Source organism: Paenibacillus sp. FSL R5-0928, assembly GCF_037970385.1.
Classification (GTDB): Bacteria; Bacillota; Bacilli; order Paenibacillales; family Paenibacillaceae; genus Paenibacillus_AQ; species Paenibacillus_AQ odorifer.
This window is the reverse complement of record NZ_CP150225.1, coordinates 883364-909694: the sequence shown is the minus strand read 5'-3', so window position 1 is coordinate 909694 and position 26331 is coordinate 883364. Positions and strand designations below refer to the sequence as shown.

General features: G+C 43.1%; 21 protein-coding genes. 2 read left to right on the top strand and 19 right to left on the bottom strand.

Translation table 11 applies throughout. The annotated features are described in order from the left end of the window. Positions 1 to 26: 26 nt before the first annotated feature. The 5 genes from MKZ16_RS03950 to MKZ16_RS03930 form a co-directional block, all read right to left on the bottom strand. On the bottom strand, positions 27 to 1292 hold the full coding sequence (locus MKZ16_RS03950) for a tetratricopeptide repeat protein (RefSeq protein ID WP_076105342.1): 1266 nt from the start codon (positions 1290 to 1292) through the stop codon (positions 27 to 29). Between the two features lie 33 nt (positions 1293 to 1325). After that, positions 1326 to 2867, bottom strand: a complete 1542-nt coding sequence (locus MKZ16_RS03945) for a hypothetical protein (protein ID WP_036684876.1) — start codon at positions 2865 to 2867, stop codon at positions 1326 to 1328. 89 nt (positions 2868 to 2956) lie between these two features. Further along, complete coding sequence (locus MKZ16_RS03940) at positions 2957 to 4387, bottom strand: DUF1116 domain-containing protein (RefSeq protein WP_076098692.1); 1431 nt, start codon at positions 4385 to 4387, stop codon at positions 2957 to 2959. 1 nt (position 4388) lies between these two features. After that, positions 4389 to 5933: an acyl-CoA synthetase FdrA gene (gene fdrA / locus MKZ16_RS03935; protein ID WP_076105341.1), complete on the bottom strand. Its 1545-nt coding sequence runs from the start codon at positions 5931 to 5933 to the stop codon at positions 4389 to 4391. A 3-nt stretch (positions 5934 to 5936) separates the two neighbouring features. After that, the gene (locus tag MKZ16_RS03930; protein WP_081393414.1) at positions 5937 to 6647 is read right to left on the bottom strand and encodes a DUF2877 domain-containing protein; all 711 of its coding nucleotides are present in this window, start codon (positions 6645 to 6647) and stop codon (positions 5937 to 5939) included. Between the two features lie 541 nt (positions 6648 to 7188). Here MKZ16_RS03930 and MKZ16_RS03925 point away from each other — a divergent pair. Beyond that, positions 7189 to 8886: a PucR family transcriptional regulator gene (locus MKZ16_RS03925; RefSeq protein ID WP_038568767.1), complete on the top strand. Its 1698-nt coding sequence runs from the start codon at positions 7189 to 7191 to the stop codon at positions 8884 to 8886. Positions 8887 to 8944: 58 nt separating this feature from the next. Here the strand turns inward: MKZ16_RS03925 and MKZ16_RS03920 are convergent, their stop codons facing one another. From MKZ16_RS03920 to MKZ16_RS03860, 13 genes are all read right to left on the bottom strand, one after another. After that, the gene (locus MKZ16_RS03920) at positions 8945 to 9601 is read right to left on the bottom strand and encodes a SprT family zinc-dependent metalloprotease (protein ID WP_076105365.1); all 657 of its coding nucleotides are present in this window, start codon (positions 9599 to 9601) and stop codon (positions 8945 to 8947) included. Between the two features lie 80 nt (positions 9602 to 9681). Beyond that, a complete protein-coding gene (locus MKZ16_RS03915) occupies positions 9682 to 11055 on the bottom strand; it encodes a hypothetical protein (RefSeq protein WP_076105340.1) in 1374 nt (457 codons plus the stop codon). 165 nt (positions 11056 to 11220) lie between these two features. Next, positions 11221 to 13128 carry a flagellin gene (locus MKZ16_RS03910; RefSeq protein ID WP_076105339.1) on the bottom strand — a complete coding sequence of 636 codons (1908 nt, stop codon included), beginning with the start codon at positions 13126 to 13128 and terminating at the stop codon, positions 11221 to 11223. A gap of 203 nt (positions 13129 to 13331) precedes the next feature. After that, positions 13332 to 13985 (bottom strand): bacillithiol biosynthesis deacetylase BshB2, encoded by a 654-nt coding sequence (gene bshB2 / locus MKZ16_RS03905; RefSeq protein WP_038574105.1) that lies wholly within the window; start codon positions 13983 to 13985, stop codon positions 13332 to 13334. Positions 13986 to 14008: 23 nt separating this feature from the next. Continuing rightward, the gene (locus tag MKZ16_RS03900) at positions 14009 to 14353 is read right to left on the bottom strand and encodes a YojF family protein (protein ID WP_076105338.1); all 345 of its coding nucleotides are present in this window, start codon (positions 14351 to 14353) and stop codon (positions 14009 to 14011) included. A 234-nt stretch (positions 14354 to 14587) separates the two neighbouring features. Next, entirely contained in the window at positions 14588 to 16468 is a 1881-nt protein-coding gene (locus tag MKZ16_RS03895; RefSeq protein WP_339815373.1) for a PAS domain S-box protein, read from the bottom strand. A 112-nt stretch (positions 16469 to 16580) separates the two neighbouring features. Then, positions 16581 to 18278 (bottom strand): hypothetical protein, encoded by a 1698-nt coding sequence (locus MKZ16_RS03890; RefSeq protein ID WP_076105336.1) that lies wholly within the window; start codon positions 18276 to 18278, stop codon positions 16581 to 16583. A gap of 54 nt (positions 18279 to 18332) precedes the next feature. Further along, the gene (locus tag MKZ16_RS03885; RefSeq protein ID WP_256715502.1) at positions 18333 to 19184 is read right to left on the bottom strand and encodes a transporter; all 852 of its coding nucleotides are present in this window, start codon (positions 19182 to 19184) and stop codon (positions 18333 to 18335) included. A gap of 143 nt (positions 19185 to 19327) precedes the next feature. Continuing rightward, the gene (locus MKZ16_RS03880; protein WP_076105335.1) at positions 19328 to 20908 is read right to left on the bottom strand and encodes a hydantoinase/oxoprolinase family protein; all 1581 of its coding nucleotides are present in this window, start codon (positions 20906 to 20908) and stop codon (positions 19328 to 19330) included. Beyond that, complete coding sequence (locus tag MKZ16_RS03875) at positions 20908 to 22020, bottom strand: DUF917 domain-containing protein (RefSeq protein WP_038568756.1); 1113 nt, start codon at positions 22018 to 22020, stop codon at positions 20908 to 20910. The genes MKZ16_RS03880 and MKZ16_RS03875 overlap by 1 nt, the downstream gene beginning before the upstream one ends. Before the next feature lie 4 nt (positions 22021 to 22024). After that, positions 22025 to 23335, bottom strand: coding sequence for a cytosine permease (locus MKZ16_RS03870; RefSeq protein ID WP_042184919.1), 1311 nt, complete (start codon positions 23333 to 23335; stop codon positions 22025 to 22027). A 37-nt stretch (positions 23336 to 23372) separates the two neighbouring features. Then, on the bottom strand, positions 23373 to 23954 hold the full coding sequence (locus MKZ16_RS03865; RefSeq protein WP_076105334.1) for a TetR/AcrR family transcriptional regulator: 582 nt from the start codon (positions 23952 to 23954) through the stop codon (positions 23373 to 23375). 193 nt (positions 23955 to 24147) lie between these two features. Further along, positions 24148 to 24597 (bottom strand): VOC family protein, encoded by a 450-nt coding sequence (locus MKZ16_RS03860; protein ID WP_076105333.1) that lies wholly within the window; start codon positions 24595 to 24597, stop codon positions 24148 to 24150. Positions 24598 to 24693: 96 nt separating this feature from the next. On the opposite strand from MKZ16_RS03860, the gene MKZ16_RS03855 reads away from it, so the two are divergent. Beyond that, positions 24694 to 25632 carry a YafY family protein gene (locus MKZ16_RS03855; RefSeq protein ID WP_076105332.1) on the top strand — a complete coding sequence of 313 codons (939 nt, stop codon included), beginning with the start codon at positions 24694 to 24696 and terminating at the stop codon, positions 25630 to 25632. Between the two features lie 2 nt (positions 25633 to 25634). On the opposite strand, the gene MKZ16_RS03850 is transcribed toward MKZ16_RS03855, so the two are convergent. After that, on the bottom strand, positions 25635 to 26309 hold the full coding sequence (locus tag MKZ16_RS03850; RefSeq protein ID WP_254924622.1) for a winged helix DNA-binding protein: 675 nt from the start codon (positions 26307 to 26309) through the stop codon (positions 25635 to 25637). Positions 26310 to 26331: the final 22 nt, after the last annotated feature.

Genomic DNA, 26331 nt, shown 5'->3' with positions numbered 1-26331 from the left:
CTGACGGATCAGTTGATCCTCATTTATTATCGTTTAAGGGCCAGCTGAAATTGTTCCTTTGCGGAGTGAAAATCCGGATTGGCAGGATTATAGCTGATAGCAATATCTATTTCTTGAATGGCCGTTTCATGATTACCAAGTAAACCAAGTGACTGAGCCTTATGATGATGATATAAAGGATTGCTCGGATCGTTAGCAATTGCGTTCTCAATCGCCTCAACTGCCTCTTGATGCCGGCCAAGTGATCTCAAGCTGTTCGCCTTATGGAACGAGAAATCATACCGTCCAGGCTGCTGTTCCAGAAGCTGATCCATAACTTTGACCGCTTCCTCATGCCTGCCCAACTCTCTTAAATAATTGGATTTATGATAGCGGAAGAAGCTTTCGCCAGGATCGCGTTCTATCGCTTTGTCATACTCTGCTAATGCTTGCTCGGATCGCTTCATCATTCGGTAGGCATTTGCGGTATAGAAATAGAAATCAAGGTCATCCGGATCAATAGTAAGTGCCTGTTGATAGGCTGCCAGAGCTTCGTCATATCTCCCGAGTTCCCCTAAGAAGTATCCTTTATAGTAATAGAAATCTGAATTATTACTGTCCACTTGCATTGCATGTTCCATAACCAAACTTGCTTTCCGGAAATCCTCTGCCCGAGCTAGCTCTTGAGCGCTTTGAATACTTGGATGAATCGTTAGCTTTTCTTTATTGAGAATACGGATGACCCTCTCCTGACCCAGCTCTTCTGCATGCTGCAACGATGATTTCCCGTCACGATCCGGCAAATGAACATCCGCTCCAGCATCCACCAACAACTGAATAATATCGGAGTATAAACGGCCACCATTCCCGAGAATTACTGCCTCCAGCAAGGCAGACCATCCCAGATTGTTCATATGGTTAACTGCAACACCTGCTTCCAAGCATTTCTGAACAGTTCTTAGATACCCCTTCTCGCTGGAGGGAAGCAGTGTAGTTCCCCCAAAACGATTTACACTGGTTGTATCCGCACCTGCGGCAAGAGTTAAAGACAGAATCTCATGAAATCCATTGGCACCGGCACACAGGTAGGGTGATAACATAGTGATATCTCTTGCATTCACATCACTGCCTGCTTCAATCAGCTTTTGAGCGAGAGGAATATGATTTTTTTGCGTTGCCGCCATCAGCGCAGTACGACCACTGGCATCCTTATGATGAACATCGGCACCACGAGCCAAAAGCTGTTCTACGGCAGCTAAATCCCCGCGATCCGCTGCTTGAATTAAATCTTCTGACAGAGTTTGATTAGTCATGGCTTAGCTCTCCTATTTCTTTTTATCAATTATTTATTCGGATTGCAGCTTGTTCGCTGGGTCACGAAGGTCTGAAAAATGCTTATAAACAAATAATCCTGCCACCATCAAGTAGGCGTATACGAACGGCATAAGTGAAGCTTGAGCAAATCCAACAGTCGGCGCGTGAATGATTCCAAATAAAGATAGACCAGACGCGATTACAGCAAAGACAGCAGCCCGCAGTGGTTTATTCAGGATAGAGAAAATAGTGATGGAGCCCCAAATCAAGCTGCTAAGCGGTGCACCATTTCCTAAATGCATCAGGCCGTTGTAATAAACCCCTTTGCTTAATAAGAGATCAATCCCCACCTTGGAAGCCGAAGTTTCAGCCGCATTAAAAATGTTGTTCGCAAGCGTTAAAGCCCAGTTGGCGATCCATGGGAACAAGGTGATAAAGATAACGGGCACTTCATTTTTAGGTGTCTCTCGAACCACCTGATTCGCCGTAACGACCCCGACATAGACCAGAATCGGAACAATCGCCACAACAGGTATGATAGACAACAGCAGTGCTCCTATGCCAAAGAGACAAATAATTAACATGGAGAAACCAGAAGCTATGGTATAACCAAGTCCAGCCCCAATAGATTTCCAGCCTGCATGACCAATATACACAGTTACTGGGAACGGATTACCTGTGAAAGCACCAATACTTGAAGCAACCCCATTCGTTAGCATAACGTTACGAGTGTTATAAGGGTCTCCGGCAGCATGTGCGCTCTCAATATTTTCAAGGTCAAAAATATAATTGGCCAGTCCCAATGGAATTGCAGAAGCCAGGTATGGCAAGGCATGCGGAATCCCTTGAATTAAGCTGGTAATATGCACCTCTGGTGGATTAAACCCAAGTGTTGAAAGAGCCGTTGTGATCGCTTCTGGATTCTGCAAGCCGAATATCCAAGCCAGCGCGGTTCCAGCAATCAGCAGCAGAAATCCTGTAGGAATTTTTTTGAATATCGGCGATTTGCCAAACCAGTTAATAAAGATGATCACAAGTACAACAAAAGCAACCACTGGTGTTTCGAAGGATTGCAGCATCGGGTTCATGGCCAGCAATAACAATCCAAGTCCAGATAAACAAGATAAAAGTACGGTTCTTGGAATAACCTTACGCAGCACATCTCCCAGAAATGAGCCGACAATAAGGATCAAGGCTTCGAACAGACACCATACGAGACCAATTTGCAGCGCAAATGATGCATCATTGGTTTCTCTAAATACGGGAATTAACACTAGAAAAGTTACCGTAAAAATCGATGGAGCACTAGGTCCTGAAGGTAATGCGGTTATATCCGTTCGGCCTGTTTTTTTGGCTAGCTGATATCCAAACCAGCCATAAGCAATACTTGCGATAAAAATCGCGAGTCCAAACGCAGGAACGACTCTGCCGTAAACCATACCTTCCGGAAATCCTACTACAAAAATTAACAATGAAATCATCGTAAGCAGATTGGTTAAATTGTTAGCAAGCAGCCCGAAAAACGCGGCCCAATCTCCCTTTTTCCAGAACATCTTCATAAATACTTGATCCATAATAAATCTCCCCCTAGATCGTTAGCGCTTACATACCAATGACTTATGAAGCCCTCAGACCCTTGAATAGGCCTGAAGGGCGGGTGGTTCTATGAATGCATGCTCTGGCTAAAAGCGAGAATGGCTTGCTCGAAACACTCGATTGGAGGATGAGTGATTCCGGCTCCAATCATTCCGATGCCCGGATCCTTATGGGCAATAGCCGTGTTGATCACTGGCATAATGCTGGTTTGACCCACTTTACGAATATCGATTCCAGTAGGAATTCCGCGGAAGTTCAACAAAGGAATCGTCACATTTGGATTCTCCGTCGTAGTGATTTCCTTCATTTTCACAGAATAGTTCATGGCATCATCTACGGTTCCCCCAACTAATGCTACAATCGCCGGCGCGGTTGCCATGGCGAAGCCACCTATACCATACGTTTCGGTAATCGCACTGTCTCCGATATCGAGTCCCGAGTCTTCCGGCTTATACCCTGCAAACATCGGTCCGACAACCTTTTGCGCAGGACCGGTAAACCAGGTATTGCCTGGCATTCCACTGACACGAATACCGAATTCCACGCCATTGCGGGCCATTGTTGTTACGATGGTGCTATGCTCGATGCCATGGGCAGCATCAAGTGCACATTTACAAAGAGCCATCCAGGTTGGTCCGGAGAAATAATCACTCATTGCCACAAAATCGAACACTTCGATTTTCTGCTCATTAGTAAAATCCGTTCTCAGGATAAGCGGCGTTAATGCCTGAATCAAAAGAGTAGTTCCAGCGTTGTTGCGGTTATGGCATTCATCTCCCATATGGAGCGCCTGTGATAACATGAGCCGCAGATCGATGCCGTTCTCAGAGAACTTCATCGCCTCACGCAGCATCGGTCCAAGCACATCTCTCATCCAGATCAAACGGGCAACGACCGTTTCATCGTTTGCACCCATCCGCAAGATTTTCGACAGTTGCTCACTAAGGTTCGTATAAGCGATGTTGCCATACGTTTTATTCTCTACAATGTGCATGAACATAGAGGCTGAGGTTACCCCTGCCATGGAACCCACACAATTATGCTCGTGACAAGGGGAGAACGTAATCTCACCTGATGCCGCTAGTTCGGCAGCTTCATCGAGATCCTTCGCCAAGCCCTCAAAGACCAAAGCGCCGGTAACTGCACCTTTCATGGGACCACTCATCTTATCCCAAGTAATCGGAGGCCCTGCATGTAATATCGTAGTCTTAGTCATCCCGGGTACGACGTTGATCGCTTGATCAAAACCAACCAATACCGGTTGTGAATTCACGATTCGCTCTACAGCCAGCTTGTTGGCAGCCTCAATTTTTGCAGCAATCCCCTCTTGCTCTAACGCATCCAGTGCAGCAATTAATTCGGGCTTACCTCCACCAGGTGGCTTCCATTCCAGATGGGTTACGTTGCCTTTTTGCTTCAGGATATCATCCTTGAACATTTCTAGGCCGACATTGATAACGTGAAGTTCACTCTTAAATAACTCATTGATTCTGCTCATGTTATACTCCCTTCTCTACAAAACCTCTGGCAAGAAGTCCTGCATTCGTATTACTGCTTGCATAGGTAACACCCACGGATACCAGCTTATCAAGCTGTTCTTGGACGGAAGGTGTATCCAGATCGGTTCCAAGTACATAGCCGACGATCTCCAAATGTCTGCCTTCTTGTTCCGCTGCTTGCTTAGCCTCAATAATTGCAGGCACCATAACACCTACTGGATCCTCATGTGATCCATAGCCTAATACAAAATCCATAATGATCACGCCCACCGCCGGGTCCTTCGCTTCCTGCTTGAATCTGGCAATCCGTGAAGAAGGATCAATCATCGGATGTGGTTTGCCGTTAGTGAACCCATCATCCCCAAAGTCAATAAACGTATGCGCTTGGCTGATATGGATATCACCCAGCTGATATTCCGGATCTTTTGGAATGTTGCTATAGACATCGTCGTATTTCTCCATCGCTAGATACATTGCTTCATCACATAAAGTACCGCCGCAGAATAACCCACGAATATACTTCTGTTCTGGCTTCAGCTTGACCTTAATCTCCTCAATCAGCGGAAGGTTTAGCGGATGCTTGTCAATTTGACTCTCATCGATGCCGGATAGAATTACCGCCTTCAGCGCGGCCTCTTTGGTTGTTTTGGCAAAATGCCCACCTGCCTCCAGAACAGCTTCCTCCGTTCCTCCGATAAAGCAGACTACGACAGGCTTATGCATATTTTTGATTTCATTCAGCACTTTTTGTTCCACACTTTTAGCTGGGGGCTTGGAAATCAACACAATGACCTTAGTGGCTTCGTCTTCGTTAAGCGCTTTCATAGCATCAAGCATCATTACTCCGCCGACACGTTCACTTAGGTCTCTGCCGCCTGTGCCAATCAACTGTGAGATGCCTCCGCCAAAATCGTGAATCCGCACGCTGATTTCCTGACTTCCTGTGCCGGATGCACCCACGATGCCGATATTGCCTTTACGAACTTTATTGGCAAAACATAAGGCCATATTTCCAATGATCGCGGTTCCGCAATCCGGCCCCATCATCAGCAATCCACGCTCATGTGCTATTTTTTTTAATTCAATTTCGTCTTCTACGCTTACGTTGTCACTGAACATCATGACATGGAGATTATTCTCCAGCGCTTTTCTTGCTTCTCTGGCTGCAAACGCTCCGTTGACTGAAATCACTGCAAGATTAGCTGCTGTCATATTCTTCACTGCCGACTCAATTGTTGGATATTTAAGCTCTGTACCGCCAACTGCACTGTCTTTTTTAATAAACATCTCTTCGATTGCTCCAAAGGCAACTTCAGCCAGCTCAGGGGATGCTGCTTTGATTACGATCATCAGGTCACTATTCTTAGCTTCCTCTAGCTCAGGGGTTATCAGCCCTACATTCGCTAATACCTCTTTATTCATTTGAGTAGCCATTGCGATAAAAGCTTGTTCGACACCCTCTATTTGATTCGCTTTGGTCGACAACGACATGAGCGAGACGGAATCAAAGTATGTGTTTCTTTTAATTACTATTTTAGTCGACATATCTTACCTCCAACGTTGTTCTAGATTAAGATCCAAACCGCTAATGATCCCCAAGGCAATATCTGTTCCGGAAGAAGAACCTATATCCAGCACTGCCGATAAGCCAAGAAGCATATTTTCCTTACTCTCATACATGAGCGAATGCAGCATCTGACCCATTGACTCTCTCACCTGACCCCAAGCCGCTTTTTTCAGAGCCATATAGCTTATTTCATTCGTTAATTCAGCTGCTTCGTTCACGACTTCCCTGCACCACGGCTGGTATTTACTAATAGGACTCTGAGGCAGATGGATCACAGCAAACAATCCAACTAAAAAATCATCTCCCGACGGAGTCAGACCTGGGCCTAATCCCATTAGTCGAATTGCATAATGAGCAGCATCTTCCATGCTGTCATTCGCCAAGGCATTCAGAAGACCTGAAGATCGCTCTTCCAGCAGCCGCATCGTTTCTCTCTCAAAGCAGCTAGAACCCGCAAACTGCTTCATACCGCCTGGTTTTCCATAGCTATTGATATAAGCTTTTGCCACAGCCAAATTATCTCTTAGCGTCTTTACTTCTTTTGGAAAAATAGATAGAGAGCTCTGCCAAACTGTCAGTTCCTTGATCGATATTGAAAGCTTAGTGCCAATATATAATTGATCATTCTCCGCAAAAACTTCTTCTCCCACAACCAGTCCAAGAACCGAAAAACTACTAACCTCTGTAATCAAAGTATTAGGCGCATTATCTACCCTACTGCTCGCAATGGTATATAATTCATCAGTTGCCTTGCACCTTACATTTATCGTCCGCTCAAATATGCTGTGTATATTTCCGGAAAATCTTGATTCTCGAATCCGATGAAAGAACGCGCTATCACTGGATATCCCAGCTTTTAAATAAGAGGTACACTTGCTCTGAGAATACTCCGTTTGATCGCCCCCTTGAGAAGGAAGTAGATAATGGTTTGGTCACTTATTGTCAGGTTATCCTATATAGAAAGCGTTATCATAAAAAAACCGTAACGGTTGATGATGAATGATAGAAGATGTTACACTCAGTTCATAAAATTCCAAGAATGATGAAGATTGAGCTGCTTTCTGTGTGAAAAAGGATATTTTTGTGAAATATATCACAGTTTAACGGATAAACGTTACCTGACACCCTTATTGTAGTCCTCCGTACACTGGGGGTCATCATACAAGAACACTAAAAACAACAAGTAATCACTATGCACATTGCACAATGGGTGAAGATGAGAGGTGTGAATTGATGTTAACGATAAAAGATATCTTACAAATCAAATCCATCGAAGGCATAAAGATCGTTGCGGGGCATTCTGGCCTAAACAATCAAATCTCTGTAGTTAATATCATCGAGAATCCGGACGTATTTGACTGGCTGACCTCGAACGAGCTGCTTTTATCCACCGGATATATCTTCAAAGACAGCACGGAGCTGCAGAACAAATTCATTCATGAGCTTGTGGAGAATAACTGTGCAGGACTCTGCATCAAAATGAAGCGATATTTCGATGCTATCCCGCAGAACATGATCGAGCTTGCTGATAAGCATGGACTTCCGCTACTGGAGCTCCCTTTTGAATACACCTTGTCCAGAGTCATTGCGATCATTAACGAAAAGACCAACGCGGATTACGATGCAGTGAACCGACGTTCGCTCGACCTTCATAATGCGCTGTTCAAAATCGCGCTCGAAGGCGGCGGTATTGAGCAAATATCGGCGGAATTGTCCGACACGATCCATAACCCTGTTCTTATATTAGATAGAGACTGGAACCTACTCTGCTATACAGATCATAAGGATAACCCATCTCCACTTCAGGAATTCCTGCCACTGGTGAAGAACAGGCCTGTTTTTCCAACAGAGTTCACGGTAGCTTTCCCAAAGTATATTACTGAAATCAAAAAATCCATCAAACGCACCTACTATTCTCAGGGACAGCCGTACAAGTGCTGCATTATGCCGGTTTCTGTATCCAGTAATGCTTACGCGTATATCGTCGTTCTGCAAACGGTACGCAAGCTGGTTGAATTTGACTACACCGCGTTAGAGCATGTATCCACGATGCTTGCACTGGACCGGATCAAAGCCAAGGAAATCGAAGAGGTAAAGCATAAAATTAGGCAGGACTTCTTCGACGACTTATTAGCTGGCAATATTACTTCAACAGAAACACTGCATTCCCTATCTGCTATGCATGGGCTTAAAGTTAACTATGCGTATTACTGTACAGTTATCCATGTTGAAGCTACACAGCTGGAAAACTACACGGACATGGTTTATAGAAAATATGAAATGGAGCATATGGTCAAAAAATGTGTCAATTTGATCTATGGCTTGTCCAGTAATGCAGGTGGAGAGCTAATCTGTTACTATCGCAATCAGCAAATCATCATCTTGATCGGCAAAAATGAAAATAAACCGCCAATTTCCGTAAGCGATACGAAAGCCTTTGCTCAAGAGGTGCTGCAGTTGCTGGCTCAGGAAATGACTAAAAATCATTTTCTCATCGGCATTGGCAGTCAGTATAAGACACTTGCTTCGCTCCATCGAAGCTTCTTCGAGGCCCAGGAAGCTATGCGGCTCATGCAGCGGTTTAATAAAGACAGCCGGAGCATTGCTCACTTCGAGGATTATTCTGTCTATCATTTTCTGGATTCCAACATTAAGCCTACGGAAATGGAGACATTCTTTAACAAAGTTCTGGGAGGCATTCATGAACATGACCAGACGATGAACACGAGATTCATGTCTACCTTGGAGTATTATTTTATGTACAATCAGAATGTAACCGAAGCCGCCAAAGCGATGTTTATTCACCGCAACACCTTTATTTACCGGATTGATAAAATCAAAGATTTGCTAAATATAGATCTGAAAAACTCTGATGAGTTATTCGAGATTCAACTGGCACTTAACCTCTATCGATTGCTGCAAAGGGGTTAAAATAACGAAGGGTATTCCCAGCAACCATTACTCTAGTTGCACTGGAATACCCTTTTTTTCATAACGTCATAGCCCGTCCATATCTTGCTAAATATTCTTCCTTCTCCTTATAATCCGGCATTAGGCTTCCAACCCGTCGCCAAAAGGAGCGATCATGGTTCATATGCAGCAAATGACATAACTCATGGATGATCACATAATCGATAACCTCCACGGGAGCCATGGCCAGACGATAGTTAAAGGTTAGCTTTTTATCGGAACTGCAGCTTCCCCATTTGGTCCTGGACTCTACAATTTCGATACTCTTAGGTTTTACTCTAAGCTGCGTCTGGTACCTAGTGATCCGCTCTCCTATAAGCTTCTTGCAGCTAGAGAAATAGAACTTTTTCAGCTTTAACTGAAGTTGTTCTTCACTTAGCTCCGCTGTCTCTATAAGCTCATGCAGAGAATAATATTTGCCTAGATACAGGAACTTTCCTTCATCTTCGTACGCTCTGATCATCTTTGGCGTTTCACGAGCCGCTTCGAGACTTTGCAGCTTCTCCACAATCATTTTGCCATTACGCTCTACCACACTTTTAATCATCTCTTCAGATGTTTTCTTAGGTACCTTGAGTGTTATGCGCCCTGACGAATCTATATGAATGGAGATTTTTTTCCCGTTTCCATATTGAACATTAAACTCGATCACCTGATTGTCGTAATCAATCTTCATACCCACCATCGTTTCTATAAGATTATTCGCAATAAAAAAGAAGAACGCACCTAGGCGTTCTCCTATTTTAACACGATTCCTCAATACACCGGATATCCCGCTACAAACATTGCCAAGTAAAGTATACTACCCACAACAGATATAACAGTAAGTGCAACATCCTTCGGCTTTTCATTAGTAAGCGCAACGGCTGCAAAAGCTAGCGGAAAGGCAACAAGCAAATAACGCGGGGCTGACAGCAGCCAGGTAGCTCCCACTACGAAAGCAAAATACACGATAAAATAAGCAGTGTAGGATGGCCGTAGTTTTCTCGCTCCCATAAACATGATAATTAGTGCTGAGAATATAGCGATTAAATTGGGCAGCCACATGCCGAGAAAAGAACGGCTATCTCCACTTTTAAAGGTGCCCACCGCATATTCCATCTGATATCTTACGGTATCGAAAAAGAGATAGAACTTCTGTGACCAATGCTCCCTCTGGTAAATACTGAACTGAAAAGCATTTCCCGTAACATAGTAGTTGATGTAAAGATAAGCCAGCAAACCCATCGATATGATAGCAAGACAACCAATGGCGGTGGTCAGCTTATGTATAAACGCTTTTTTATCTAGTAATTTATAATTCCCTATAAGATCCCGTGCTAATTCAATCGCAACCGGTACAATCAACAGCACCCCTGGAGAACGCGTATACGCTGCGAGTGCACCGCATAAACATCCGATGAGCCATTCTTTTTTTCTCACAAAATATAAACACAACAGCGATAAGGCCAGAAATAGAGATTCGGTCATAGGGATGAAGAAAAAGAACGCAGCCGGAAATATAAAAATATACTTCACTACTCGCATAGCACTCTTTCGATGCATGTCTAGTGAGGCAAGCTCATAGGCGACCAAGGCAGCAACAAGCGAGCAAATATTAGAAACGATAAATCCAGCGACGAGATAATTCCCTACGAATACCTGAACTACTTTAATTAGATTTGGAAAAAAAGGAAAAAACACAATATGGTATTTCGGATCTCCCTCCGTCACATACCAATTCTCCGCGATGCCCAAATAATGTGAAGCGTCGATCCCCGATATATGCCAGGTCTCAGCTATTTTGTTAAACAAACCACCGGAATAGCCATTCTGTATGATCAAAAATATATAACCGATAAACATAAGCAAGACCCGACTAGCCACTACCCAGCCGATAATATATAGCCAAGCCTGCTTTCTGTCCCGTGTTTTATTTTCCAGAGTTACTTCAGGTGCTGGATTTGTCAGAACAAAATCTGTCAAAACAGGTATAGTGCGGAGTCCCAATAATATAAAAAGTACGAAACAGGCCACGGAAGCAAGGGTACCCATCATAGTCCAACTAGTGGTTGAGTTTACCCAGAAAATAGCCGTCACCATCATAATGAACATGAAGATGAAGGAAATGATTTTGTCGTGCTTTTTCATTTGAACCTCCAGAGATAAATTCTTACAATAATCTAGTTAAAAAAGGAAAATATTACGCATAGAAATATAATAGTCTCTGGAAATTTTTTTGTAAATCATTTCTTAGATCATCATAGATTCTAAAAAAAGCCTATGCACTGAAATGCATAGACTGTATGTATAGCACTATTTTAACAACTCTAACACGCCTTGAGGCTGTTGATTAGCTTGAGCCAACATCGCTTGTGATGCTTGAGATAAGACATTGTATTTGGTAAGCTTCATCATTTCCTTTGCCATATCCGCATCTCTTATTCGTGATTCAGCTGCTGTTAAGTTCACTTCGTAATTGGTTAGGTTATTATGGATATGTTCTAATGCATTTTGATACGCGCCGTACATTGAACGCTTGGATGAAACGGTATTTATAGCTTTGTCTATTTTCGAAATCGCTAATTCGGCACCTTGTCTAGTTGAAAGATCTATATCCGCAATTCCCAGAGCAGTAGTTCTAGCATCTGTTAATTTAACAGCGAAGTTATCCCCAGAGTTTGCTCCCACCTGAAGATTTACTGTTTTGTAATCATATGTGGTACCAGGGTTTGATCCGTAAGATACATTGAAATTGGTTATTCCAGTTGTAGTTGAAAAAGTGTAACTTCCGTCATCATTACTAATAATGTTATTTAATCTATCCGTAGAGCCCCCACCATTTAGATTAACATTAGCCAATTCATTTCCCTGTGGATCAAAAATGGAAAGACGATAATTATTATCTACTATTCCTCCAACGATGTAATTCCCATCTTTCATTTCTGTAATGCTAGTAAGTTGACTGGAGTTGGAAGTTTCATTTGATATATTCTTCTCCCACAATACGTTTCCACTACTGTCTAGTTTATAGATTAATCCACTAGTTTTAGTAGAGTCGTTATAAGAACCAACAATTATGGCCCCTCCATCACTGGTTGCGACGGCGCGGTAACCTTCATCATCCCCAGCAGCACCGACTCGTGTGTCCCATAACGGATTTAAGTTACTATCATATTTCACAACCCAGCTTGACTTATCGGTATAAGAACTGTTTAGTTTGAGACTTGATGAACCAATAGCCAAATAACCGCCGTCAGCAGTTTCAATAATAGAATTAAATTCTTCGCTTCCATAGCCAACAGGATTGGATTGTGAAGAACCCGCTATCGAGGTGGATTGTTGCACACCACTACTATTAAATTTAGCCATAAGGCCATCCCAATTTTGAATACCGGAACCCGTCCCTGCCACAATAAAGGAACCGTCACTAGTCTCAATTACTTCATTCCCCATAATGGAGTAGACGCCAGATACCCCTGTACTCCACTGCTCATTCAAATTCCCATCCCATTTGATTATATTTATTCTTTGATCGGAAACTGCCCCTGCTGAGAAATCATTTCCTAATAAAATATAACCACCATCACTAGATTCCTTAATACTATACACATCCATATTAGGAATTGCTTGTGACCAAACCAGATTACCCATACTATCTAATTTGAAAGGATTATTACCGGGAATTCTTATTCCGACATAACCTCCATCCGAAGTCTTAGATAAATCTCTGGCAGGTATGTTAGCTGTCCAATTCGTACTTATATTGCCCTGTACTGGCGTAATATTCGTGTTTACTTCAAGGTCATTATTCAATAAATGAATCCCATTAAATTGAGTGTTATTAGCAATATCATTTATCCCAAGCTTTATCTGCTCAACTTCTTTTTGAATCAATGTTCGATCAAAATTTGTTAAGGTATCACTTGAAGCCTGTATTGCAAGCTCCCGTAGTCTTAGCAGATTAGGATCTTGTATAGTTCCAAGTCCACTCTCAGCAGTCTGAATTAGTGAAATACCATCCTGTGTATTCCTTGCTGCCTGAGACAATCCACGAATCTGTGCTCTCATTTTCTCAGAAATTGCCAATCCTGCAGCATCATCTGCCGCTATATTTATCCGAAGTCCAGAAGATAACCTCTCTTGTGAACTTGTAATAGATTTATTATTTTTATTTAATCTGTTCAAACTATTTAAAGACGTGATGTTGTGACCGATTCGCATTTAATCACCTTTCAATTGTTAGTATCTTCTATATCGGATAGTCCTTAGTAATTTTTTAGGTCAAATTACCCGTGTCTTAAGGCCTCGCCTTAAATTCCCACCGTCCCCCGCTGAAAAGTTGAATATTCACATACTAAAACGGCGATCTATCACCGGTTAAGCACCGACAACAGATCACCGCTAAAATTCTGACTAGATCATTATCATTCAAACGGATAAATCCAGAAATGCTCTGTTCCAAAACGAGCTTGGATCTCTTTATCATTTAAAGGTTTGCTGCCCAACAGCTCAGCAGCTTGGAATTGGGAACGATGCGCCTGAATGGACGCCATCTTGTGCTTGAGGAAATCTCTCACATCATTGATAACCTTTGGCTCCCCAATCTCTACAATATTATTAGCAAAAGCTATACAGTGAACAGGAGGTCTTTCTTCCTTCGGCAATCTTGCAACGGTTCGGATCACTGCAGCTCCAGTAGCATCGTGATCAGGATGAACGCTGTACCCTGGATAGAAAGTGATGATTAGCGAAGGTTTAAGCTCTTTCAAGAGCGCATCAATCTGCCCATCGAGCAAGACTTGATCTTCGAATTCTATCGTCTTGTCGTGAAAACCAAGCATTCTTAAATCCTGTATGCCAATAGCCTCGCAGGATTCCTCCAGCTCCTTCTTACGTATTTCTGGGAGGGTTACCCGATTCGCAAAGGGCGGGATGCCCATATTTCGGCCCATTTCTCCAAGCGTTAGGCATGCGTAGGTAACTTGGGTCCCATTTTGTATATGTTTGGCAAGGGTCCCTGATATACCGAAGGCCTCATCATCCGGATGTGGCAAAATAACAAGAATATGTTTTTCCACAGAACTCTTCATCTCCTCTTCCATTAGAACGGCTCTCGGCTTAATTGTAACGATACGATCAGTTTGCCTTGAGCATCATGTCCAGCCATAATCAATCTGCCTGTCCCACTCTCTTCATAGTGAGTTAGCCCTTCTGAGTAAACCCAGCCCTGCGACATTTTTAAGCCGACCCGATAAGGACCGTTGCCGGAAATCGAACCATGGGAATATCGAATAATAGCATTGGTAATAAAAGTAGCGGCTGGATGCTTCGAACTATCTAAATGGGCAGCGTAGGCTCCCGTTGTCATCTCAAGATGGATATATAGATCCTGATCTTTAAGCAGGTCGATCCTATCTTGTACTTCCGATTGATTGATTAGCTGCAATGTTGCGCCTCCATCTCTGACTGAATATATACATACAAAAAATAAGATCCATACCTTATAGAAGGACGGATCTGTTATATGATAAGCGGGTCCGTATTTCTTTTCAAAGTATAACGTGCAATGCTATGTAATTCAATGGATAGAGCGATCCCCTCCAAGTGTAACAGTTAATGGACTGGCTTTTTACTGTTCACCTGAAGGGGATAATATCACTGAGAGGTTATGCTGTTTATATTAGATCACAAACTGATCTAACATCTTTACGATGACTTCACGCTTTACAGGCTTGCTGATATACTCGTCCATCCCGGCAGCTAGACAATTTTCGCGGTCACCCTTCAAAGCATTAGCCGTGACCGCGATGATGGGCGGACATTTCTCTTGATGCTCATCTCTTAACATCTTCATAGCCTCTATGCCGTTCATAATGGGCATGTGAAGATCCAATAAAATAAGATCAAAGGGTTCTTTCCGTGCTGCTTCAACCGCATCTATGCCGTTTGTTACGGCGATAACGCTGTGACCCATTTTTTCGAGTATTTTGGTCAGTACTAGCGCATTGATAGTGTTGTCTTCAGCAAGTAAAATTCTTGCTTCACGTGCGGTATGAAGCTTGTTAATGTTAGCCTCTTGGCGAGGGATTACCACTGATTTCTTGGGCTTGATTGTGAAGGTAACCGACGTACCGCTCTTGCCGTCACTCTCCGCATAGATCTCACCACCCATCATTTCGACAATTCTGCGGCTGATGGCAAGGCCAAGCCCCGTACCTTCATGTCTCCGCATCATAAAGCTATCCACCTGCTCAAACGGTTCAAAAATATCAGTAAGTCGATCAGGATCAATTCCAATGCCAGTATCGGTTACCGTAAAGGCAAGCAGGGAGGGATCTTCCTTTACAAGCCTAACTTTTACCGATATGCTGCCCGCCGGTGTGAATTTCACAGCATTGCCTAGCAGGTTCAAGAACACCTGCTTCAAGCGTTCCTCGTCACCGTAAATAAATTCCGGAACGTCATGATTTATGATGCTGGTGAGCTCCAGATTTTTTTGTTCAGCTTTTATTGCGATAACAGAAAAGCTGTCCTTGAGGCAAGTCCGCAGATCGAATGTATCCTCTTGCAGCTCGCTACGGCCTGCCTCAATTTTTGAAAGATCAAGGATATCATTGATTATATTGAGCAGGATTCCTCCGCTTTTGCGAATGATTTCTACATATTCACGTTGTTCTTCATTAAGCTCTGTTTCAAGCAGAATATCAGTCATGCCGATCACCCCGTTCATGGGAGTGCGAATTTCATGACTCATCATAGCCAGGAACTCACTTTTAGCTCTATTCGTGGACTCTGCGGCTTCCTTAGCTAGCGACAATTGCCTTTGCTCGGAAATGTCCTTGCATATAAGGTAAAATCCGATATTATGATTGTTCACATAAATGGGTGCAATACTGGTGAGCACTTCAACTACTTCGCTTTCCTTAGTGACAAGCTTATTGATATACTGCTCAACCGTATTATCGTAAAGGGCTCTTTCCAGAATGCGCTGGACATTCTCTTCTCCAATCAGACTTGCAAGCTTCATCCCGATCAACTCGGACTCGATGGCGTAGCCCGTTATCTTTTCAGCCATACTATTGGTGTTAATGATTCGACCATCAAGGTCAAAGGAAATGACGGCGTCATGGTTGTATTTTTTAAGCGACGTATACCGTTCAACAGACTCCTGAAGGCGTTGCTCGGATTCCTTTTGCTTTGTAATGTTAACGATTTGGCAAATGAAATATGCTGGCTGATTCGACTCGTCGCTGAATAAGTGGAGAGTAAGCTGTCCCCAAATATAATCTCCATTTTTTGTGATAAACTGCTTTTCCAGCTGCAATCTTGTTTTCTCACCCAAGAGTGCCTTTAAATCATGAAGGTTGCCGAAATCTTCGGGGTGAGAAAGGTCTTCTAACCGCATACCCTCAAACTCTTCAGTGGAATAACCAAAAGTCTGTTCAAAGGCTGGGTTTACGGTCAGAATCAAACCATTTGGCGCTAAAAGGGCGATCCCAAAGGAGGCGTGATTAATCACCTGTTGGTTGAACTGTTCCTGGTTTAGATTTACGCGATGCATAGCGACCTCCATGGATGATGTGATTTTTGCGTGAAAAAATAGACCTTCTAATTAGAAGGTCCTATTTATAGCTTATAGTCTAATTTACCCACTTTGTTGTTAATTGAATCCGTTAATTTAACGGGATCGAATAGAACACTCTGGACCCCTTATTGTTCGTATACCAAATGATTTTGTCCCCACTAATAATAGGACTGCACTCTGATAAGGCAAAATACTTGATCGTTTGGATGTCGCTAGTAGCTTTTCCCGCTCCATCTATAAGAACATATTTCAGGTCAACCGGATGATTCTCTTTATCAAACTCCTGCCACAGCACCATCATTTTGTCGTCTGTGATTTTTACTAGTTTAGGGATGGACGCGATCAGGTTCGTGCCTACATATTTAGCCAAGGTGATGTGATTCACCGAAGTACTGCTCAGGTTGGACTTGGGCAACACACTAAGCATGACATCCCTTTGGTCCGTTTCTAAACCCACCATCTCATAAGATGTATACTCTTTGACTAGTGAATGATCTACCGAATTCATAGCGACTATATAGTTCGCCGAGGACAGCTCAAATCCGCCTATAGAAACACCCGTCGCGTTCGCTCCGATTTTGCCGGGAATATTAAATAAGTCTACTTCGTTATAACTGGCTCCGTCTCCTTTATTCAGAACAATCGAACGAGGATAAGCGTCACCATGATCGACTAGAACATGCGTAGCACCATCAAACAATACATATTGGTCAAAAGAGTGACTGACATGATTCTTCTGGAATCTTCCCAGATCATTGGTCACGGTCATGGATTTAGTATTTACGATAATGGTAAGCTGGGATTGATGATTTAATTTATCTTCTGTCGTGTATCTTGTACGTGAGGTGTGAAATACAAGCGTATCTCCAGCCTCAGCCATACTACCGGAGCCTGAATCAAACGGGCTAACGGTATAGCTCTCCCCACCCTTTATGGAGACACTGTCTACTCTATTGAAGCTTTTATCATAACGGACAATACGAATGACTTCTTTGCTATCATTCTCTTCGCGGTTCTCTTGGCCAAAAGCAATATAGTTATACTTCTCCCCACTATAGAAACCACCAAACACCGGAAGCTCAAAAGGAATGCTCTTATTGCCTGTTAGTTCGTACTTCTCATTGTACGTTTCAATCGTAAACTCTTTGTTCGCCTCAATGACACTTACAGTCCCATCCTTATTATTCACAAGATAAGAAGAGGCCGTACTTTTCCATCTAGGAAAATAAGAAGATTCCCCGTTACTCTCAACTACAGCCGCCGTCTTTACCCGGTAAGCATGATCTGGGATTTTGGAGAATAACGATATGCGATCAGACTGAACGTCAAATTCGATATCAAACGGGATTTTGCCCGCCAAATCTCTCAACTGAAAATAATTGTTATCATCAATATTGTACGCCGTAATAGACTGCAACTGTCCATTGACCAGCACCTTAGAGTTGGAAAGCGTAGCTGCATAATTTCTATTGCGGCTATAATAGTTACTCGTAGTTTTCTTTTCGGGCGTATATGCTTGTCCAGTTATGATCTCAATCGCATTGTTCGCTTTATTCCAAGTGATATCAAACTGGCTGCTCGTTCCCGAGAAATACTCTGCCAAATCGCGTAGTCTGAAATAATTGTTATTCGATATGTTGAACCCATTCAGGTTCCGCTGTTCTCCATCAAAATATGTACTGCTCTCTGTTACCTTAGCCTTCACCATATTGCCCGCAAAGGTTGTAGTGCCGAGCGCTGGTATAACCAGTAATACAATTAGCAAAACACTAAAAATCCTCTTCATCCAACTTCCCCCCATTTATATATAAATAACAATACTATAATTTTTATCGGTATTTTATTCGTATTCCTCCACCACATAACTTACAAACGCCAAGCGCTTACTATCCGGAGACCACGAATTCACGTTAATCGTACCTTGTCCTCCAAACAATTGTACTAGTGTGCGATAATCTCCTCCCGTGCTTGCCATCAATCGAATCTCAACATCCTTATTCGCAGGGTGATCGCCAGGATCTACATCTCCTTTGCGGTAACTCAAGTAGGCAATCGTCTGCCCATCTGGCGATACATGCGGGAACCAGTTATTACTCTCATCAAAAGTCATCTGTGTTTGCTCAGTGCCATCGGCATTCATTCGCCATATCTGCATCAGCCCTGTACGCACCGAGTTGAACCATATATGTCCCCCATCTGGTGAATATTCAGGCCCATCATCCAGCCCAGGCGAATCCGTCAGTTGTACCTCTACTCCCCCGTCTACTGGAATGGTATAAATATCATATTGACCATTGCGCTCTGCACAGTAAGCTAACTCAGCACCGTTTGGAGACCAACCATGTAAATAACTTGGAGCATTCGGTGTAACTAGAACCGGTTCGCCACCCTCCATGGGAAGAATATATATACGAGATTTACCATCTTCTTTCGTATGGTGACTAATTGCGATCTTAGTGTTGTCAAAAGACAGAACATGATCGTTATTACATTCCGCAGCAAACCCCGAGTCAATTTGAACAAGCTCACAGGTTGCGATGTCGAACGAATAGAGACAACCTCGACTATTATAAATAAGACGCTTACCATCGCTAGTCCAATTGGGTGCCTCGATTAAATAATCAAATGAGCGGAGGGCAGTACGCTCCCTAGTCTGTACATCTACGATTTCTAATGTGCTAATCACTTTCATTGTCCTCTCTCCCATCGTTAAAATATGTACATAACCCACTTCGACAGCTATTCTAAATCCCCTTTCTTTCTTGGTAATACAATTATAAAGACAAAAAGATCCGCCTCGAAGAGTTCACTCCTCAAGGCAGATCCATAATCATCTTATAAACGTCCAGCCGCTTTTACTTTTACCAGCAAGGCATTACCCGGCAAGTATGCAATCGGAATATCCTCAGACAATACGATCTGAACGGTATCGCGATCTGCACCGGCTAGAACAGCTTGCTCTATTGCATGGCTGCGGGCATCTTCCTTAGCTTCATCATAAGACATTTCGTCCAGGGAATAAATCCGCTCTGTCTCCCCGCTCACCTCACCTAACGCAGCGCCAATCGCATTTGCAGCATCATAGTGATCCGGTCTTACAATCCGTGATACACCTTCAAGCTTGTCTGCCACAAGAATACTTCCGCCACCGACCAAAATGACGTCAACAGGATCTGAGCTTGTCTTCATCCGATCAATCGCTTCCTCGATATCCCGCGTAATGATCTCATCTGCTCTCTTGCAGATCGATTCATCAAGTGCCTCAGTCTGCGCATCTTTCCACTCGTATCGATTAAGCTTCACCGCCACATCGGTTGCTGTGAGCGTATCACCACCAAAGATGAGACCGCGCTTCAATAGCTCGTACCCCACGCTATCCGGACCCACTGTTACCTGATCCTGCGTTTCATCCAAGCGAACGATTGTACCGCCGCCGATCCCGATCGATAAGATATCCGGCATGCGGAAGTTCGTGCGAATCCCGCCAATCTCAACCGCAGCGGAGGATTGACGCGGGAAGCCTTGCATCAGGACGCCGATATCTGTCGTGGTGCCACCGATATCAACAACAAGTGCATCATTCAGACCTGACAAGTGTGCCGCGCCCCGAATGGAATTCGTCGGACCGCAAGCAATCGTCAGAATCGGGTAACGAAGCGCATATTCACTGTACATCAGTGTTCCATCGTTCTGACAGATGTATAGGCTCGCGTCAATTCCATAAGTGTGAAGCGCCTCTTCGAAGCCCTTTACGACTCCAGCAATGACGTTAAGTAATGCGCCGTTCAGCAACGACGCGTTCTCACGCTCGAGCAATCCAATACTTCCAATCTCATGAGACAACGTCACAGGCATATCTGCGCCAAGTACTTGCTTCGCTAGTTCTTCGACACGTTTCTCCTGCGAGGTATTCACTGGGGAGAACACACCACAGATCGCAACCGCTTCGACTTCACCCTTCATTTTCAAAAAGCAGTCTAGAATCTCTTCTTCATCCATTTCAACAATCGTGCGGCCATCATATTCATATCCACCATGAACAACATAAGCATGTGGGCAAACCGTTGCCTTAAGTGTATCGTCCCAATCCGCAAGTGGAGGAACCGCAGTTGTTGCCGGTGCCCCGATTCGAATCAAGCCGACTTTCCCCAAGTGCTTGCGCTCTACAATAGCATTCGTACAGTGCGTAGTTCCGAGCATTGCATAACGAATCTGCACCGGATTCACACTACTCTCTGCTAACAAACGACGGATGGATTCAGTAATGCCTTCATTCACATCACTTGTGGTATGCACTTTTATCGTATGAATGGTGTTTAGCTTGGAGTCGAGCAAGGCTGCATCTGTATTTGTCCCGCCGACATCAATCCCAATGCGGTATATTTCTTCCATGTTGTCTACATTCGTATGAGACATTACTCTGCTCCCCCTTTCTCTGCTGCCAATTGTTCAATTGGAACATAAGGTGCATCATAGCCAAAATATTGTGGACCTACCGTCTCGAGGCCCTTTGGTGAACGCCATTTCGGATCACAAGGGAAACCAACCACACTAACCCGAGCACCGTATTTCAAATTCTCAGTCGTGATTGGCATACCGGTATCCTGGTCAAGCACAGAGATCAGGTCAGGAGTAATAGCAATTGAATGTCCATCTTCTGTGGCAAGAAGGAACTCATTCTGGAAGAACAAAGTCATCGTACGTCCCTTTTTAGCATCTGTACCTTCGAAGATCGCTTCACCGCGTGTAAATCCACCTTCTGTACGACGGCGAATGTCTACTGCCTTACCCTGGAACAACGCATATCCATTCAGCTGCTTCAGCAGCATTTCAATTGGATTCTGCTTCAATTCCTTGGACTCAAACAATGTTTTTCCGATTTCATACGCAAGCGTCAAGGTATGTGGAATTGCACTTTGCTTTACCTGCGCTCCAGTTACCGGATAATCACAAATCGAAGCTGATCCGCCCATTTGAATCGTAACCGCACGCGCCATCCGCTCTTCCCAAACACCGTCGATCGCATGCATAAGCACACCATTGCCGCGTTCATCTGCCATCGTAATCGGACTGCAGTCAATACCGTCCAAGTAGAATGTCACCATTTGCGATTCTGGAAAAGCCCGTCCCATGGCATCCGCATCTACGATAGGAATATTGCGTTCCGCAGCCGTAATTACGGGAACCAGAGAGTTACCGCCACCGACCTCAATCGGCATAATGGCGCTCACCTTACGGCCCAGCTCTTTCTCAATCATATCCAAAGGCTTGATCATTTGCTGAATCGAAGGAATCTTCTCATTCATAACCGTAGGTGCGCCAATCATGGATATAGGAACAACCAATGCATCGTCCTCCAGATCCTCAGGACTTACTAAACGAACAGGACCATATTTGCGAATGGCTTCCATCGCCATCAATTTACCAATATGCGGGTCACCGCCCCCGCCTGTTCCAAGAACGGCTGCACCAACAGCAATGTATTGCACCGCTTGTTCATTTAATTCTGTTAGTTTGTGATTTCTCATGTTGTTATCCCTTCTTTGTCATGATTTTGCCGACAATCCACTGCACGATAAAGGCGAACATAAACGCATCTAATGCCGGTACGCTCGTGATTTGGAACCATCCAAATCCATCTGGCGCTGCGGTTGTCATAAAAGCGAACAACGTAGCTGCAACCCACACCGCTAAGGAGCGAATCACCCAGTTCTTATTGCGATCCAGACCTTCAAAAGTGAATTTCTTTCGATCTACAAGCAAAAATTCGGACGTGTAGATCCCCCCGATTGGAGAGACAAACACCGTAATAATATTTAGGAAAGATAAAAACTTATCATAGATGCCAAATACGGCAAGCAACGTAGCAAAGATACCTGCCACAATAGTAATTAGCTTTTTCGGAACCTTTTGGAACACGACAGAGAACCCTAGCGAAGCAGAATATAAATTGTTCGTGTTTGTCGTCCATTGGGCAAGGGTTAAGACGATAATGGCTGGAAGCCCAAGTCCTAGCGCAATGAAAATATTCGTCAGATCATCTGTGTCCATAATTCGAGATAGGAAAATAGCTACAATCGTCATGAAGCTGTTACCCACAAAAAAGCCGATAAAGGCCGCGGTTATAGCGTGCTTCGGTGTGCGCGCCCAACGAGCGATATCCGGTGAAAGCACCGTGCCGACAATAAAGATACCAATAACAAGCGAGATCGCTGTCCCCATCGGGATCGCTGCTCCGCTAATCGGTTCCCACACGGCTGAAGCTCCTTTGGTATGGAACGCGGAATAAATAGCCACTCCGATAAACAAAATAAGCAATGGTACGGACCAGGTGCTTAGTCGTTCAATAGATTGATATCCCCAAATAGCTGTCGACATCATCAAAAGCCCACCTATGAATGAAAGCACCCCTAAGGACAGATGAATATCCCATAATTGACTAAAAGCAGTCTGCATATTCGAAGCGAAGAAGCCGACCTGCACCCCAAACCAACCGAGTGAGAAAATACCGAGGATAACTGCTACGACACGTGCACCCACATTTCCGAATAGAAACCGAGAGATCATCGATGTCGATAACCCTGTTTTAGCCCCTACATACGCACATAACGCTCCGATCACCCCTAGGATTAACGAACCGATTATTGTTGCTGTGAGTGAATCCGTCAGATTCATTCCATTGCCAAGCTGAGCACCCAAGAACATCGCTGATAGGTCAATTCCGATGGCGATCCAGACGAGCGACATAGATAGCCATTTTTTACGCAAATGCGCTGGAACCGGCTCTCTCTCAAAATCCCCCGAGCTAAGCTCGTTCCCCTTTACTTCACTTACTTCTGCCATTCTCCCCATCCCCTTGTTGTTATCTTCTTCTGTAGCGCTATGAGGACGCACCTTTCCAATACATTTCAAACGCATGGTTTAGCTTACGCTCATAAATTCCCTTAGAAGTGTAATAGAAATACTGCATGCTTAATCCATCCATCAAGTTGAGAAAAGCATCTGCGAGAAGCTGCACGGATTGATCGCGAATTATGCCCTCTTCCATTCCTTTCAAGATGAATTGTTCAATGATCTTCGTCAGCATCGCGTCGGACTCTAGAAATGCTTCCTCAATCGTTTCCTTTAAGAATGCCGGTGGGAATACCACATACCTCAGTACAATTTTGCTTGCTTCAGGGCTCTTCTGATAGAACTCATACTGTCTAGACAATATGCCTCGTAGACTTTCCTGCGCACTCCATACTTTCTGCTCTTCCGATAGCTCTTGAATATAAGTGTTATAGGACTGCATAGCCTCACGAAAGACCGTCATAAACAAATCTTCTTTATTCTCAAAAAAGGCATAGATCGCCGGAGTCTTCACGCCAACTTCCTTCGCAATTTCAGAGAGAGCCGTACCCTCGTAACCCTTCTCTCCGAATAGTCGCATCGCTACTTCTTTCAACTTGTTTTTGGTCAAGACATTCCACATCCCTTACTTACTTAATTAACGTTAATTAAAAAACACTATACATCTTTATGCATAATAATTCAATGTTTTTCATAAAAAAAATAGCCCTCAATACATACAAAAAAAGCCGACCAACATCAGGATAATCCCTGAATTATGATCAGCTGAACGGTGAGCTGGGTTTACTTTAGAAGCAAAGTTGTTAATGTAATCTTTCATCAAACATGAGTTGAATTTGAATACCAAAGGGATCCTCAATGATACCGTAGGCTTTACTAAACACATTGCTGGATAACGGAGAAATAATTTTCACGCGCTCGTCTGTGATTAAGCTTTTATAAAAACCTTCAATCCCCTCTAAATCAGCACTTTGAATACATAATGAAGTGTTATTGCCCACTGTATATTTCTCATTCGTATTCATTGTATCTTCTGCTATCATTATTTTTGTTTTTCCGATTAACAGGACAGAGTGAGTAATATAATCCTTATTTTCATCCGTAAGCTGTATGGAGCTGTCACGTTCTGCGAGTTGTTGATAGGTAACACGTAACAATTCCTCTGCATCAAAATGCTTTTTGTAAAATTCTATAGCTTCCTTGGCTCTTCCCTTCATCGATAAGAAAATAGCTACTTCTAGTGTTGTACTCATAGTGTAAGTCTCCTTCGTATATTTGATATGTGATCTTAAACTTATTATGATATATAAAGGTATCAAAACATGACACCTTAATAAGGAGCTTTTTATATGAAGAAATCAGAACGATTAAATGACATGATGAGATACTTAAACGGGCGAGAGTTTTTTAATCTAAGTAACCTTATGGAGAAATACAATATTTCAAAAAGCACAGCGCTACGTGATGTTACTTCATTAGAACAATTGGGTATGCCTATTTTCGCGGAACATGGAAGACACGGACGTTATGGTATTCTAAAAAACAGATTGTTATCCCCTATTATTTTCACGATAGATGAAGTCTATGCGCTGTATTTTGCCATGCTGACGTTAGAATCTTATCAATCTACACCCTTTCATCTAAGTGTTAACAAGCTAAACGAAAAGTTCGAGCACTGTCTATCGAGTACACAAATCAACCAGATTCACAAAATGAAAAAGGTCCTGCAATTCGAAATGTATCAGCATAAGCATGTCAGCCGTTTTTTAGATAAAATCCTAGCAAGTATTCTAAATGAGAGTGCCTGTAACATTGAATATACAAAAGAAAACCAAACAAAAAGCTACCCTGTTCAATTCTTTAGGATTTCCGCTAAGTTTGGTCAATGGTATGCCACTGGAATAGAGCTTACGATGAATACATATAGAGTTTTTAGATGTGATCGAATAACCTTCATTGAAGAAGAGGAAAGCAAAGCTCGTTATTCTATAGAAGAACTTCTTAGTCGTTCATTAAAAATCTATCAGTCTGCGAAAAGTATTGACTTTGAAGTTGAGATTGCGGAACAAGCAAAGGATATTTTTTATAAAGAACATTATCCTTCTATGGAAATAGAGGTTGGTCCGAAAACAGTCATTAAGGGATTCTACAATCCAGGTGAAGAGGATTTCTTGGCTAATTATTTTATGCGATATGGTCATGCTGTTACATCCGTGAAACCTGAAGCCTTAAAACAAATAATCAAAGATAAGTTAGAGCAACTCGTAAATCACTATCAAAAAATATAAAACTAATCAAAAGGGGTGAAAAACATAGCTTGGAGAACTGCCTTAGCCTTTTTGAGGTTGCGCGTATCCAGTAGGTTAAGCATGTCTACGATTTGACTCATTTCATCGTTTTCCACTGGCTCAAGAGATGCTCCGGTAGTTAATAGTTCTTTTTCAGCAACAGATTCCGAATGAACCCATGACGCTTGCAAAGTATCCTCGAAGGCTTGGATTATAAATAACAATTCATCTGTGTTATATCTCTGTAGAAACCGGGTTATCCCTTTATTCATCTGCTTATGTAGGGCTAAATGCAAATCGAATATTTCTTTCCCTAGAGGTGTTGTAAGAAAAAGCACTTCTTTTTTATTATCGGGGAGAAACTCCGTGCGAATAATTTCCTGTTGTACTAATTTTCTAGTGATTTTGGACACGCTGCCTTTTGGAATTCCGAATTGCTTCGAAATGGTAGTGCCATTCACCGGCTCAAGCTGTCCAATCGCATCTATTACATGCAGCATCATGACTGTGGAGTCTTGGAGGAAATCAATGATAAGGGGATTACTGCAGTTCTGAATCAACCATTCCTTCTCTTCGTCATCCTCCGATTGAAATTGCTTTTGTAATTGGGGAATCATCTCTATTAATTTTTTTATCAAAATATCCTTATTAGGTAAGTTCTCGAAAGAATGCGTCACTGTTAAGTCTCCTCGTAAATTC